At 62.9% G+C, this 14,489-nt stretch carries 13 protein-coding genes; 3 read left to right on the forward strand and 10 right to left on the reverse strand.

Annotated features, from left to right (window positions below; genetic code table 11):
- Window positions 1-145: 145 nt before the first annotated feature.
- From urtE to urtA, 5 genes are all read right to left on the reverse strand, one after another.
- Window positions 146-841: an urea ABC transporter ATP-binding subunit UrtE gene (gene urtE / locus AC0L2A_RS08045; protein WP_023801155.1), complete on the reverse strand. Its 696-nt coding sequence runs from the start codon at window positions 839-841 to the stop codon at window positions 146-148.
- A gap of 70 nt (window positions 842-911) precedes the next feature.
- Window positions 912-1,658 carry an urea ABC transporter ATP-binding protein UrtD gene (urtD, locus tag AC0L2A_RS08050; RefSeq protein WP_473490247.1) on the reverse strand — a complete coding sequence of 249 codons (747 nt, stop codon included), beginning with the start codon at window positions 1,656-1,658 and terminating at the stop codon, window positions 912-914.
- A gap of 3 nt (window positions 1,659-1,661) precedes the next feature.
- A complete protein-coding gene (urtC, locus tag AC0L2A_RS08055; RefSeq protein WP_473608265.1) occupies window positions 1,662-2,894 on the reverse strand; it encodes an urea ABC transporter permease subunit UrtC in 1,233 nt (410 codons plus the stop codon).
- Window positions 2,891-4,507, reverse strand: a complete 1,617-nt coding sequence (gene urtB / locus AC0L2A_RS08060) for an urea ABC transporter permease subunit UrtB (protein WP_473608267.1) — start codon at window positions 4,505-4,507, stop codon at window positions 2,891-2,893. The genes urtC and urtB overlap by 4 nt, the downstream gene beginning before the upstream one ends.
- A 124-nt stretch (window positions 4,508-4,631) precedes the next feature.
- Entirely contained in the window at window positions 4,632-5,942 is a 1,311-nt protein-coding gene (urtA, locus tag AC0L2A_RS08065; RefSeq protein WP_473508514.1) for an urea ABC transporter substrate-binding protein, read from the reverse strand.
- Window positions 5,943-6,234: 292 nt separating this feature from the next.
- On the opposite strand from urtA, the gene AC0L2A_RS08070 reads away from it, so the two are divergent.
- Window positions 6,235-6,630 carry a hypothetical protein gene (locus AC0L2A_RS08070; RefSeq protein WP_473608319.1) on the forward strand — a complete coding sequence of 132 codons (396 nt, stop codon included), beginning with the start codon at window positions 6,235-6,237 and terminating at the stop codon, window positions 6,628-6,630.
- A gap of 66 nt (window positions 6,631-6,696) precedes the next feature.
- On the opposite strand, the gene AC0L2A_RS08075 is transcribed toward AC0L2A_RS08070, so the two are convergent.
- The 3 genes from AC0L2A_RS08075 to AC0L2A_RS08085 form a co-directional block, all read right to left on the reverse strand.
- Window positions 6,697-8,268 carry a GMC family oxidoreductase gene (locus tag AC0L2A_RS08075; RefSeq protein ID WP_236374224.1) on the reverse strand — a complete coding sequence of 524 codons (1,572 nt, stop codon included), beginning with the start codon at window positions 8,266-8,268 and terminating at the stop codon, window positions 6,697-6,699.
- A 44-nt stretch (window positions 8,269-8,312) separates the two neighbouring features.
- Window positions 8,313-8,861 carry a gluconate 2-dehydrogenase subunit 3 family protein gene (locus AC0L2A_RS08080; RefSeq protein ID WP_473608268.1) on the reverse strand — a complete coding sequence of 183 codons (549 nt, stop codon included), beginning with the start codon at window positions 8,859-8,861 and terminating at the stop codon, window positions 8,313-8,315.
- A 79-nt stretch (window positions 8,862-8,940) separates the two neighbouring features.
- Window positions 8,941-9,336: a VOC family protein gene (locus AC0L2A_RS08085; RefSeq protein WP_473608269.1), complete on the reverse strand. Its 396-nt coding sequence runs from the start codon at window positions 9,334-9,336 to the stop codon at window positions 8,941-8,943.
- 257 nt (window positions 9,337-9,593) lie between these two features.
- On the opposite strand from AC0L2A_RS08085, the gene AC0L2A_RS08090 reads away from it, so the two are divergent.
- On the forward strand, window positions 9,594-9,899 hold the full coding sequence (locus AC0L2A_RS08090; RefSeq protein WP_473608271.1) for a ribbon-helix-helix domain-containing protein: 306 nt from the start codon (window positions 9,594-9,596) through the stop codon (window positions 9,897-9,899).
- Here AC0L2A_RS08090 and AC0L2A_RS08095 read toward each other — a convergent pair.
- Both AC0L2A_RS08095 and cckA read right to left on the reverse strand, forming a co-directional pair.
- Window positions 9,896-10,606, reverse strand: coding sequence for a purine-nucleoside phosphorylase (locus AC0L2A_RS08095; RefSeq protein WP_473608272.1), 711 nt, complete (start codon window positions 10,604-10,606; stop codon window positions 9,896-9,898). The genes AC0L2A_RS08090 and AC0L2A_RS08095 overlap by 4 nt on opposite strands.
- A gap of 183 nt (window positions 10,607-10,789) precedes the next feature.
- Window positions 10,790-13,360, reverse strand: coding sequence for a cell cycle histidine kinase CckA (gene cckA / locus AC0L2A_RS08100; protein ID WP_091593676.1), 2,571 nt, complete (start codon window positions 13,358-13,360; stop codon window positions 10,790-10,792).
- A gap of 367 nt (window positions 13,361-13,727) precedes the next feature.
- On the opposite strand from cckA, the gene AC0L2A_RS08105 reads away from it, so the two are divergent.
- Window positions 13,728-14,474, forward strand: a complete 747-nt coding sequence (locus tag AC0L2A_RS08105) for a hypothetical protein (RefSeq protein ID WP_473608274.1) — start codon at window positions 13,728-13,730, stop codon at window positions 14,472-14,474.
- Window positions 14,475-14,489: the final 15 nt, after the last annotated feature.

A 14,489-nucleotide genomic window follows, 5' to 3' on the forward strand; every position in this document is an offset into this window, starting at 1 on the left:
CCCCACCCCTCCCCCCCCCCCCCCCCCCCCCCGCCCCCCCCCCCCCCCCCCCCCGCCCCCCGGGCGCGCCCCCCCCCCCCCCCGCCCCGCCCGCCCCGCCCCCCCCCCCCCCCCCCCCCCCCCCCCCCCCCCGAAGGGATGAACCCTACACCGTAAGAAATTTCCTCACATCCGCCCGGTCGAGATCCTCGGCCGGGCCGGTGTGGACGATCAGGCCGCGGTCCATGATGTTGACCTCGTCGGCCAGTTCCCGGCAGAAATCGAGATACTGTTCGACCAGCAGCACAGCGATATCGGCCTGGTCGCGCAGATAGCGGATGGCGCGGCCGATATCCTTGATGATCGACGGCTGGATGCCCTCGGTCGGCTCGTCGAGCACCAGCAGTTTCGGCCGCATCACCAGTGCCCTGCCAATGGCAAGCTGCTGCTGCTGGCCGCCGGAAAGGTCGCCGCCGCGGCGCGCGAGCATCTGCTTCAGCACCGGGAACAATTCGAAGACGTGGCCGGGAATGTTGCGGTCGGCGCGTTTCAATGGCGCAAAGCCCGATTCGAGGTTTTCCCGCACGGTGAGCAGCGGGAAGATCTCCCTGCCCTGCGGCACGAATGCGATGCCCGACCGGGCGCGATCATACGCCGCGCTCCGGTCGAGCGCCTTCCCCTCGAAGGCAACGCTTCCGCTCGTCAGCCGGTGGTGGCCGACGATCGATCTCATCAAACTGGTTTTGCCGACGCCGTTGCGGCCGAGCACGCAGGTGATCTTGCCGGCGCCGGCCTTCAGCGAGACGCCACGCAGCGCCTGGGCGGCGCCGTAGTGCAGCGTGGCGTTGGAGACTTCGAGCATGGTCAGCGCCTTCTCCAGCGCCTGAAGAACGAAAGATCGAAATGATGGAACGGAACGCGCCAGACCATGATCATCTCCCCAGATAGACTTCGACGACACGCTCGTCGGCCGAAACGAAATCGAGCGAGCCTTCGGACAGCACCGAGCCTTCGTGCAGGCAGGTGACCTTGACGCCGAGCTCGCGCACGAAATGCATGTCGTGCTCGACGACGATGACCGAATGGTCGCGGGCAATATCCCTGAGCAGCCGCGCGGTCTCCTCGGTTTCGGCGTCGGTCATGCCGGCGACCGGTTCGTCGACCAAAAGCAGCTTCGGATCCTGCGCCAAAAGCATGCCGATCTCGAGCCATTGCTTCTGTCCGTGGCTGAGATTGGCGGCGAGCTCGTCGCGCTTGTCACCGAGCCGGATGATGCCGAGGATGTCGTCGATCCGCCGCGCCTCCGCCGCCGAGCGGCGATGGAACAGTGCCGGGAAGATCGAGCGTGGGCCCTTCAGCGCCAGCATCAGGTTGTCCTCGATCGTGTGGCTTTCGAACACCGTCGGCTTCTGGAATTTCCTGCCGATGCCCATCATGGCGATCTCGGCCTCGTCATGTTTCGTCAGGTCGACCTGCCCGTCGAAGTAAACCTCGCCCGAGTCGGGGCGCGTCTTGCCGGTGACGATGTCCATCATCGTGGTCTTGCCGGCGCCGTTCGGACCGATGATCGCCCGCATCTCGCCCTTGTCGAGCACCAGCGACAAATTGTTGATGGCGCGAAAGCCGTCGAAGGAAACCGAGACGCCGTCGAGATAGAGGATGGTGTTGCTCTTCGGCATTGCTCACTCCGCCGGCTGAGGTTCGGGGCCGGATGCGGACCAGTCGCCCGGCGTTCTCGCAGCCGAGCGAACGATCTTCGGCGGTGGCGGGACGTCAGGATCGGTGCCGGCCTCCTCGGCGATCGAGGCTGCGCGCAGCGCCCTGGCATTGCCGCGCCAGGAATCCCACATGCCGACAATGCCCTTGGGCAGGAACAGCGTGACGGCGACGAACAGCCCGCCCAGCGCAAACAGCCAGAACGCCGGCAGCACGCCGGTGAACCAGGATTTGCCGGCATTGACCACGAGCGCGCCGATGATCGGCCCGACGATGGTGCCGCGTCCGCCGACGGCCGCCCATACCACGACCTCGATCGAATTGGACGGCTCGAACTCGCCCGGATTGATGATGCCGACCTGCGGCACGTAGAGCGCGCCGGCAATGCCGGCCATGACAGCCGACACGGTGAAGGCGAACAGTTTGACGTTTTCCGCCCGCCAGCCGAGAAAGCGCGTGCGGCTCTCGGCGTCGCGCACCGCCATCAGCAGCTTGCCGTATTTGGAACCGACGATCGCCCAGGTGACGAAGACGGCGAGCGCCAGGATGATGGCGCTGGCCGCGAACAATGCCGAGCGTGTCGCATCGGCCTGCACGTTGTAGCCGAGAATATCCTTGAAGTCGGTCAAGCCGTTGTTGCCGCCGAAACCCATGTCGTTGCGGAAAAACGCAAGCAGCAGCGCATAGGTCATCGCCTGGGTGATGATCGACAGATAGACGCCGGTGACGCGGCTGCGGAAGGCGAACCAGCCGAAGACGAAGGCGAGCAGGCCAGGCACCGCAAGCACCATGATCGCGGCAAACCAGAATTGGTCGAAACCGTACCAGAACCACGGCAGTTCCCCATAATTCAGGAACACCATGAAGTCCGGCAGCAGCGGATTGCCGTAGACGCCGCGCGAGCCGATCTGGCGCATCAGATACATGCCCATCGCATAGCCGCCGAGCGCGAAGAAGGCGCCGTGGCCGAGCGAAAGGATGCCGCAATAGCCCCAGACGAGATCGAGCGCCAGGGCGAGCAGCGCATAGCAGAGATACTTGCCGGTGAGCGCGACGACATAGGACGGCACGTAGAACGCACTCGTCGGCGAGACCGCAAGATTGAGCAACGGCACGATGATGGCGACCGCCAGAAGGATGAAGATCGTGATGGCGATGCGGCGGTCGGCGCCGGCGGCGAAGAAGCGTCCGGTGATCATGCTTCCACCGACCTGCCCTTCAGCGCGAACAGGCCGCGCGGGCGTTTCTGGATGAACAGGATGATGAGGACCAGCACGACGATCTTGCCGAGGACCGCGCCGGCATAGGGTTCGAGGAACTTGTTGACGATGCCGAGCGAGAAGGCGCCGACCAGCGTGCCCCAGAGATTGCCGACGCCGCCGAAGACGACGACCATGAAGCTGTCGATGATGTAGCCGCGGCCGAGATTGGGCGAGACATTGTCGATCTGGCTGAGCGCGACACCGGCGATGCCGGCAATGCCCGATCCCAGGGCAAAGGTCAGCGCGTCGACCCACGGCGTCCTGATGCCCATCGAAGCGGCCATGCGGCGATTGGCGGTGACGGCGCGCATCTGCAGGCCCCAGGGGGTGCGCTTCATCACATAAAGCAGCACCGCGAACACGCCGAGCGCGAATACCAGTATCCAGAGCCGGTTCCAGGTCACCGCAAGCTGGCCGATATAGAACGAACCCGACATCCACGACGGATTGCCGACCTCCTGGTTGGTCGGCCCGAAGATGGTGCGCACGGCCTGCTGCAGGATCAGCGAGACGCCCCATGTCGCCAGCAGCGTCTCCAGCGGCCGGCCGTAGAGAAAACGGATCACGCCCCGCTCGATGACGAGGCCGACGAGCGCCGCGACCGAGAAGGCGAGCGGCAGCGCGATAACCAGCGACCAGTCGAACAGGCCGGGAAAGGAGGTTCGGATCACCTCCTGAACGACAAAGGTCGTGTAGGCGCCGAGCATCACCATTTCGCCATGCGCCATGTTGATGACGCCCATGACGCCAAAGGTGATGGCGAGGCCGATCGCCGCCAGCAGCAGCACCGATCCGAGCGAAATGCCGTACCAGATGTTCTGGCCCGCATCCCACAGCGCCAGCGTCGAATTGATGTTGGCGATCGCCGCCGTCGCGGCGTCCTTGACCGCGCCTTCGGAATTGGCCTCGACGGCGGTGAGCAGGGACAGGGCGTTGCGATCGCCGCGCCCGCCGATCAGGGCGACCGCCGCCAGTTTGTCGGCCTCCGGCCTGTCGGACACCAGAACCGATGCGGCGCGGGCCTGTTCGAGCAGCGCTTTGACGCTTGCCACGCTCTCGCTGGCGATTGCGGCATCGAGCGGCTCGATGTTTGTCGCGTCGGGCGTCCTGAACATGGTGTCGGCAGCGGCAATGCGCGCGGCCGGATCTTTTGCGCCGAGCGTCAGCGTGCCCAGCGCATCGCGGATGGCGCGGCGCAGCGTGTTGTTCACCTTGATCTTGGTGATCTCGCTTTTGGCCGCGTCACCGGATTTTTCACCGCTCAGCGGGTCGAGCAGCTCAACGCTGCCGCCAGCTGCCTTGCCGATGAAAACCAGCGAATCGGCCTTGCGGACGTAAAGATCGCCCTCGGCAAGCGCGCCAAGCGGTCGTTCGACGGCAGTATCACCGGTGGCCGCCAGCTCGCGCACGACAGCTTCGGTGGCCGAGAAATTCGAGGCAGTGGCAAATTTGGCGATGATGGCGCGCAGATCCGCTTCGGCAGCGTTCGACGGCGACAGCGTCCCCAGGAGGAGCAGCAGCGTCAGGCCGATCGCGCGGGTGAGGATCATCGATTTCTGCGATTCTTGAGGGTTGAAACTTCGCGTCCGGGCGAACTGGAGGAGAGGACGAGTTCGCCCGGACGCGTCGCGGTCCAGGTCGTGGAGAAATCCACGACCGTCAGACCCGGGAGGATCAGTTGGTTCCCTTGCCGCCGCATTTGCCGGTGGCGACATTGAAGTTGCCGCAGGACAGAGGCGCGCGCCAATCGGAAATCAGGTCCTTCGAATCGGCCAGATAGTCGGACCACTCGTCGCCCATCACCAGGCCAGGCGTCTGCGAGACGGTCTCGAACTGGCCATCGGCCTGGATTTCGCCGATCAGCACCGGCTTGGTGATGTGATGGTTCGGCATCATCGTCGAATAGCCACCGGTCAGGTTCGGCACCGAGACGCCGATCACGGCGTCGATGACCTTGTCAGGATCGGTGGTGCCGGCCTTCTCGACCGCCTTCACCCACATGTTGAAGCCGACATAATGGGCTTCCATCGGGTCGTTGGTGGTGCGCTTGTCGCTCTTGATGAACTTGTGCCAGTCGGCGATGAACTTGGCGTTCTCGGGCGTATCGATGCTCTGAAAATAGTTCCAGGCGGCGAGATGACCGACGAGCGGCGCGGTATCGAGACCGGCAAGCTCTTCCTCGCCGACCGAGAAGGCCATGACCGGGATGTCCTCGGCCTTGACGCCCTGGTTGCCAAGCTCCTTGTAGAACGGCACGTTGGCGTCGCCATTGACCGTCGAGACGACGGCGGTCTTCTTGCCGGCGGAGCCGAACTTCTTGATCGCCGCGACCTCGGTCTGCCAATCGGAGAAGCCGAACGGCGTGTAGTTGACCATGATGTCTTCGGCAGCGACGCCCTTGGCTTTCAGATAGGCTTCGAGGATCTTGTTGGTGGTGCGCGGGTAGACGTAGTCGGTGCCTTCAAGCACCCAGCGCTTCACCGAACCGCCGTCCTCGCTCATCAGATAGTCGACAGCCGGAATAGCCTGCTGGTTCGGCGCTGCGCCGGTGTAGAACACGTTGCGCTCGCTCTCCTCGCCCTCATACTGGACGGGGTAGAACAGGATGTTGTCGAGTTCGCTGAACACCGGCAGCACCGACTTGCGCGACACCGAGGTCCAGCAACCGAACACCGCCGCGACCTTGTCCTTGGAGATCAGCTCGCGCGCCTTTTCGGCGAACAGCGGCCAGTTCGAAGCCGGATCGACGACGACCGCTTCGAGTTTCTTGCCGAGCAGGCCGCCCTTTGCATTCTGCTCTTCGATGAGCATCAGCATGGCGTCCTTCAGCGTCGTCTCCGAAATCGCCATGGTCCCCGACAGCGAGTGGAGGATACCCACCTTGATCGTGTCGTCAGCCGCCCTGGCCGGGACGCTCATCAGCAGGCCGGCCGTGACCGCGCCTGCCGAAAACATTTTTGTTATTGTCGAGAAACTGCCCCGCATATTTCAAAACTCCCTGACTGGTTGATCGCATCGCGAACAGACCATGCAACGGCTGTGCCAACCGCAGGAGCAAAATCAAGCGGGTCTGGATTTCCTAACCCTATCAGCCGTTTAATATATTAGCCGCCAAAGATAAGCGCCGCTGCCGGTGCTCTGCTTGAGAAAAAGTCCCCCGCTATCGCCCAATTTTTGATCACTCGCGAATTAATGCATGAATTTTGAGCAAAAGACGGCGAACCGTTGCGGCGCTGCAGGAAAATGGGGCAGGATCGATCTTCAAGAGAGCGACCGCATGACCTCCAGGATTTCTCGTATTTTCAGCACCATGCTTCTGGTTGCGGCAACCGGCAGCGCCCGCGCCGACTTCACCGATGGCAAATTGCCGGACGGCACCTATCACTGCGAAGTCTATCTGCTTGGCATGTTCCTCAGCCTTGGCGACATCACCGTCAAGGGCAATGTCTATAGCGGCCCAGTGAGCTTCGGAACCGCCCGGCAGGGCTACAACTATCAGATGAATGCAAATGGCGAGATCACCTGGTTGGGCCCGTTGGGCGGCTACACGACCGGCGGCAACTCGATCTCGCTCACGCAAGCCACCCTGGACAGTCAAACCAGCCCGTCCTTCGACATCATCATGAAGCAGCCTGACGGCGCCTTCACCGCCTCGACCTGCACGAAGCGTTGAACGGCCGGCAAGAAGAAGCGCGAAACCTTGTGAGGTTCCGCGCCAGCAGCAGTCGGGAGGCTATGGCTATATGCTTTTGGCCGACATTTGTCCGGCAATGTACTCGGCCTGACGGATCGCCAGCGACACGATCGTCAATGTCGGATTTTCAGCCCCGCCCGTGGTGAACTGGCTGCCATCCGACACGAACAGGTTCTTGATGTCGTGCGCCTGGCCATGCTTGTTGACGACGCCGTCGGCCGCCTTCTCGCTCATCCGATTGGTGCCGAGATTGTGGGTCGACGGATAGGGTGGCGTCGGGAAGGTCCGCGTCGCCCCGACCGCCTCGTAGAGCGCCGAGCCCTGCTTGTAGGCGTGATTGCGCATCGCCGTGTCGTTGGCATGGTCGTCGAAATGGACGTCCGCCACCGGCATGCCGTGCGCGTCCTTGATATCGGCATGCAGCGTGATGCGGTTTTCCTGGCGCGGCATGTCCTCGCCGACGATCCACATGCCGGCCATGTGGTCGTAGTGGTCGAGCGCCGTGGTGAAGGAACGCCCCCAACCGCCGGGATTGAGGAAGGCGGCCATGAACGGCAGGCCGAGCGACAGCGTCTCGAGCTCGTAGCCGCCGACGAAGCCGCGCGAGGGATCGTTGCGGGCCTCATCGCGGATGATACCGGCCATGGTGGTGCCGCGATACATATGCACCGGCTTGTCGAAGATGCCGTAGACCGAGCCGGTGGTGTGGCGCATGTAGTTCTTGCCGACCTGCCCCGACGAATTGGCAAGGCCGTCGGGAAACTGGCTCGATGCCGAATTGAGCAGCAGCCGCGGGCTCTCGATCGAATTTCCGGCGACCGCGACGATGCGGGCCTTCTGTTCCCTCAGTCTGCCGTCCTTGTCGGCATAGACGACCCCGGTTACCTTGCCCGACGCATCGTGGTTGATCTTGATGGCCATGGCATTCGGCCTGACCTCGAGATGGCCGGTCGCCTCGCCCTTGGGAATTTCGCTGTAGAGCGTCGACCATTTGGCGCCCCATTTGCAGCCCTGGAAGCAGAAGCCGGTCTGCTGGCAGGCATTGCGGTCGTCGCGCGGCTCGGAATTGATTGCCATCCGGCCGGTGTGGCACTCCTTGTAGCCGAGCTTGTCGGCGCCGGCCTTCATCACCTTGAAGTTGTTGTTGCCGGGAAGGCCCGGGATATTGTTTGTGAGCGTCACGCCGAGCTTGTCTTCGGCCTTTGCGTAGTAGGGCTCGAGCTCGGCAAGCGTGATCGGCCAGTCGAGCAGGTTCGCGCCTTCCAGTTTTCCATAGGTCGAAAGCGTTTTGAATTCGTGCTCCTGAAAGCGCAGCGAGGCGCCTGCCCAGTGCGTGGTCGAGCCGCCGACCGCCTTGACGATCCATGCCGGTAGGTTGGGGAAATCCTTCGCCACCCGCCAGTCGCCCGAGGTTGTGCGCTTGTCCGTCCACGCGAGTTGGGCGAATGAACCCCACTCGTCATTGATGAAATCTTCGTATTCGTGACGGGCGCCCGCCTCCAGCATGACGACATCGATGCCCTTCTGCGCAAGTTCATTGCCGAGCGTGCCGCCGCCGGCGCCCGAGCCGATGATGACGACCACGCCGTCGTTGTTGAGATCAAATGGTGCTGCCAAGGTTTCCTCCCATTGATGTCTGTGTGCGGTTGCGACGATCGGGCTCAGAGCCACTCGATGTCGTCGAACCCGCGCGCCATGTAGCCGCCCTTGGAGTAGGATTCGCCCTCGTAGCCGAAGATCGGCCAGACCTCCTTCTGGTTGTAGAGGCCGACGACAAGCCCGCCGCGGACGGCCTGGAAGAACGGCGTGTCCTCGATAGCCCTGAGCACCGCAACGCGCTGCTCCTCCCAGCCGAGACCGGTGTAGCCGTCCTTGCCCGATTTCAGGTCGAGATCGGCGATGCCCTTTTCGATAAGGTCCTTGTGGGCAGGGTCCTTGCCGGCCTGCTCATCGTGCGCCTTGACGGCGATTGCGTAATATTTGTCAGGCACTTGGTCGTGCGGGTAGATGTCGCGCGCCATCTGGATCAGGGTCGCCATGGTTTCGGGCTTGAGCGCGGATGTTTCGAGACCCCAGGCATGTTGCGGGCTGATGACGGCACTGCCTGAAATGACCAGCAGCGCGCCGACACCGCCGCGCTTCAGTAGCTCGCGGCGCGATAGAACTGGCTTCGTTTCATGGACCGGCTTGCTCTCATAAATTGTGACCAATTGTTCCTCCCTTGCTTGCTGTCTGCACCCGAAGGTGCCCTGGCTGGCGCCGCGCTGGCCGGCGCGGCCGTCGTATCTCCTATTTGAACCGGCCCCGACGCTGCAGCACCTCGATTTTGAAGCCATCGGGATCCTCGATGAAGAAGAAGCGTGCGAGTAGCGCTCCGTCGCGGTTGAACTCGACGATCTTCTTCGGGTTCAGGCCAAGCGCGCCGAGCCGGTCATGCTCGCTGTCCAGATCGGCGACCGAAACCGCGAGATGGCCGTAGCCGTCGCCGAGCGCATAAGGCTCCTGGCGGCCCTTGTTGACGGTGAGCTCGACCTCGAGCTCCGCCTCGGCATTGCTCAGATAGACGAGCGTAAAGGTTTCGAAATCGAGCCGTTCGGCGACGTCCAGTCCAAACGCTTTCCGGTAGAAGTCGACGGACCGGGCCTCGTCGAGAACCCGGATCATGGTGTGGATCGCCTTCGCCAAATGACACTCCGTGCGGTAAGCGCGATGTGCGCGTCGGCGTGATTATGCGCGGGTTGCGGCAAACGTGGTGGCAGCCGATTACCACGCGCTAATCTAACGACGGGGAAAACCGCCTAAGGACGAAAGTCCGATTGCTGTTTTCCGCTTTCCAGCTGAAGATAATTGGCCACGACAAGGCACTGCCAAAGGCGCGAATCACTGCTGATTGCGCCCAAAATCAATAAAAACGGCCAGATCAATAAGAACGGGAGGTAACGATGTGCAGGGTTTTTGCCGGGCAGGATCCGGAGGGCTACCGGCAGATCAACCGGTCGATTCGTATCGACGGGCATTCGACCAGCATCCAACTCGAGGCGACGTTCTGGGCATTGCTCGACGAGATCGCCGACAGCCAGGGCCTGACGACGCCGAAATTCATCTCGAAGCTTTATGACGAGGCCATCGAGATCAATGGCCAGATTCCGAACTTCGCCTCGATGCTGCGCACGACCTGTGCTCTCTATCTGCGCGGCCATCGGCTCGGCATCGAAGAACACACGGCGCCGAAGCGGCAGGCAGCTTAACTTTCGATCGCGACATCGAGCGCCAGGCGGGTCATATCGGTGAAGAGCGCCTGGCGTTCGGAATAATCGGTTTGCTCGCCGGTCACCACATTGTCGACGACAGTCAGCATCGACAAGGCCCTGGCGCCGAAATGCGCGGCGATGCGATAGAGCGCGCTGGTCTCCATATCCACGGCCAGCGCGCCCTGTGCCTGCGCTTCGGCGAAGCGGTCGCGCCCCCGGGGATGATAGAATATGTCGCTGCAGATGGTCAGCCCGACCTGATGTTCGATGCCGATTTCGGCAGCCCGGGCCAGGGCTTGGGAAACCAGATCCGGATCGGGGCCGGCATCAGCACCATAAAGCCCAAAAACCTGGCCGCTCTCGGCACTTTCACCCCGCACCGCTTGCGAGATCACTAAACTGCGCAGTTTGACTGCGGCAGTCAGGGCACCACAGGTGCCGGTGCGGATCAGTGTCCTCACGCCATGGAAGTCCAGCAATTCATGGGCGTAGATCAGGAATGACGAGACGCCGATGCCGGTGGACTGGATGCTGACGGGCTTGCCGCGAAACAGGCCGGTAAAACCGAGGGCCTGCCTTCGACGGTTGACGCAGCGCGGCGCCTCGAGAAAGGTTTCCGCCATCCATTCGGCACGCTGCGGATCGCCCGGCAACAGCACTGTTGCCGCATAATCACCCTTGCCTGCCTCGTTGTGCGGCGTCACGGCATGCTCCCCCAAAACCCGCCGTCTGTTTGGCCCCATAATCATGGCAGTCTCACGCCATTTCGCAAGTGCGAATTAGTGAGGCCTAAAGCGCGTCGCATTTGACCGGCCACGGCGCGCTTTAGGTTGTTGTTTGTGCATGTCGTTATCGCAAAACCGCTGCACACTTTTGCGCGACATGCATTAAGATTCCAGCACGTCCTTGACGATTGTGGCCAGTTGCTTAAGCGAAAACGGCTTCGGCAGGAAACCGAAATGCGCGTCTGCCGGCAGGTTCTTGGCGAACGCGTCCTCCGCGTAGCCGGAAACGAAGACGAATTTGATGTCCGGCTGCCGCTTGCGCAATTCGCCAAGCAGCGTCGGCCCATCCATCTCAGGCATCACCACATCGGAAACGACAATGTCGATCTTGCCGCCGAGCGCCTCGAAGATTTCCAGCGCCTCGACGCCCGAGGACGCTTCGTGGACGGTGTAACCGCGCGACGTCAGCGCCCGCATGCCGCCCATGCGCACGGCATCCTCGTCCTCGACGAGCAGCACCGTGGCCGAACCTGACAGGTCCTTGGCTGCGTCGGCGACCTTTGCCGGTGCAGCCGGCGCCTCGCCGGGCTCGCCTGCCGTTCTCGCCTCAGCAATGTAGCGCGGCAGGAAGATGCGGAACACCGATCCTTTGTCGACCTCGGACTCGCAGAAGATGAAGCCGCCTGTCTGCTTGATGATGCCATAGACCATCGACAGGCCGAGGCCGGTGCCCTTGCCGACCTCCTTGGTGGTGAAGAAGGGTTCGAAAATCTTCTTGAGCACTTCGGGGGCGATGCCGCTGCCGGTGTCTTCAACTTCGACCACCACATAATCGGCAGGCGCAAGTTCGCGGTAGGGAAGGCTCTTGCTCTCCTGTGTGGTCACGTTGCGGGTGCGCACGGTGAGTTCGCCGCCGTTCGGCATCGCATCGCGCGCATTGACCGCCAGGTTGACCACCACCTGCTCGAACTGCCCGATGTCGACCTTCACCGGCCACAGATCGCGGCCATGATCGACCTTCAGCTTGATGTCGTTGCCGACCAGACGGGCCAGCAGCATCCGCAGATCGGCAAGCACGTCGGTCAGGTTGAGCACCTCCGGCCGCAGCGTCTGCTTGCGCGAGAAGGCCAGAAGCTGCCGCACCAGCGAGGCCGCCCGGTTGGCGTTCTGCTTGATGTTCATGATGTCGGGGAAGGACGGGTCCGACGGGCGGTGGTTGGTCAACAACAGGTCCGACGCCATGATGATGGCGGTCAGCACATTGTTGAAGTCGTGTGCGATGCCGCCGGCAAGCTGGCCGACCGCCTGCATCTTCTGGCTTTGCGCCATCTGGCCCTCGAGCGCCTTCTGCTCGGTGGTCTCGACGGCGTAGACGATGGCCGATTCTTCGGCGCCCTCGCCGGTGCCGTCGGCAACCGCGTTAACGTAGAAGCGCATGTGCCGTTCTTCATTGCCGGGCAGCAGCGTATCGATCGGTTCGATATCGGCCTGCCGTTGTCGCGCTTTTTCGAACGCCGCGGCAAAGGCGGGGCGGTCGCGCTCATGGATCACCGTGTCCAGCCGCACGCGCCGATCGACCGCGTCCCCGTCGACGACGGAGGAAAACAGCGACAGGAAAGGCGCGTTGGTGCGCAGGATGCGCCCGCGGTTGTCGACAGCCGCTATTGCCATCGGCGTCGAATTGAAGAAGCGGGTGAAGCGGATCTCCGAGGCGCGCAGATCGGCGGAAGCGTCCTCGCCTTGCGTCCGGTTGAGCACGATGGTGCGCGTCGGACCGTTGGCGCCCTCGCGGCTGGCCGAAACCCGATGCATGAAACGCACGGGCAGCGCCTCGCCCTTCACTGTCGTCAGATCGAGATCGATGACCGCATTGCGGGTGGTGCCGGGATCGGCCTTGACCGAGCGGACCAGCGCCATGCCGTCGCCAGCGACGATCTCCGCAAGCGTGACGGCACCAGGCGTGAAGCTCGTCAGGTCGATGCCCAGCCACTCCGCAAGCGTGGCGTTGATGTAGGTGACGCGGCCTTCCTGGTCGGCCGAAAAGAAGCCGGCAGGCGCATGGTCGAGATGGTCGATGGCCTCCTGCAGATCAAGGAAGAAGCGCTCCTGCTCGGCCCGTTCTTTCGAGATGTCGGCGAGTTGCCAGGCGAGCAAGGGCAGCCGCTGGCCCGGAACGCTGAATGCGCGGGCGCGGACACGGTACCAGCGCGCGCCCGGCTCGGCGCCGGGTCGAATGGATTGGGCAAGGCGAAACTCACCGTCGCCGGGCTGGCCGTCGCGCAGGCCGGAGGCGAGCCGGTATATGGTCACCGAGGCCTCGGGAACATCGGACAGCAACCCTTCGACGGTCTTTAGATCCGCCGCAGAAGCCGCGCCCGTCATGTCGGCATAGGCCCGATTGGCGTAGACGACACGACCCTTGGTGTCGGTGACCAGAAGGCCTTGCGACATTGAATCGACGAAGGCCTTCGACAGCTCGTCACTCGTCGAGCGCGGTGTGATCTGCACGAAGCCGATGGCGGTGGCGAACAGGAAGCCGACACCGATCATCGCCAGCACGCCAAGCATTCCAAGCAGGAATGGATCGCCAAGACGTTCTCGGAAAAGGCCGAAAACGATCGCCGCCCCTGTCAGCACAACGATGAATACGATGAGCCGGGTGACCGCGCCCGGTCGCGTGTTCTGGTCGACGATCGGTACCGGATAGAAATCGCCGCGCGCTTCCTTGGCCATGTGCCCCCTGCTCGTGAATTCCGGTACTTGCCCTGCCCGGTTGAATCACATTCTCAGGGTCCGGAAAAGGCCTTGGCGGCAACTGTCCGCTAAAAATGACACCCGTTCGGCGCCTGGTCGGCGAATCCGAAATTCGCATCATTCCTGGTCCGACGCGAGCGAATTTCGGATTCATCACGCCAGCAACTTGCTGAAAATCCAGCGTCGTGGATTGAAGTGGGGACGCTGACGCCCTCAATTCGCAGGAGCTTGAAATCCACCACATGGGTGTTTCAAGCTGTTCACGAAGCGCGAAACGTAACTTGCAGTCGCGTGCCGCAACAGTCTAGTGTCGCGTCTTCTTCGAAAGCTGATTTTGGGTGCACCAATGCTGCAGTGGCTGGATAGCGTGGCGGGTCCCGGTTATGCCGCGGCGATCCTGTGGACCTTTGTCGCGCTTGTCCTTGTGGTCATTGTTCTCCTCATCATCAAGCTGGTCCGCAATCTGACTTTTGGAACATTCGTTGCCGGCGGCAGGAACCGCAAGACGCGGCTGGCCGTGATGGACGCCACCGCAGTCGACAGTCACCGCCGGTTGGTGCTGGTGCGCCGCGACGATATCGAGCACCTGCTGCTGATCGGCGGCCCGACCGACGTCGTCGTCGAACGCGACATCAGGCTGTCGGCGCTACGCCGTCCTGCACTGACCGGAGATGGCGGCGGCCATCAGCCGGCACCGCCGCCGCGCGCGCCGCAACCGGCTCCCGCGCCAGTGAGGCAAGCACCGTCTCCGCCGCCGGCAAGCACGGCCCCAACGCCTGTCCGGCCGCATCAGCCCGCACCGGCGCCGAGACCAGCAGCGCAAAGCCCTCAATCGGCGACCATCACGCCGCTGCCCGCCTACACCAATGCTGTTCGGTACGCGCCATCGCCGGCAAGACAGGATTCCCCGGCAAAGCCGAATTCCCCGGCAAAAGAGGATTCCATCGACGATACGCTGATGAGGGAGCTCGAGGTCCCGTTTGATGACCCGCACCCCGCCAAGCCGGAGAGCAAGCCGGCGGCGAAAGCGCCGTCGTCTCTCGATGACGAGATGACGAAGCTTCTCGGCGAGTTGTCCAGCCAGAAGAGATAACCGGCCAACAGCCAA

It is taken from the genome of Mesorhizobium sp. WSM4844, assembly GCF_055811775.1.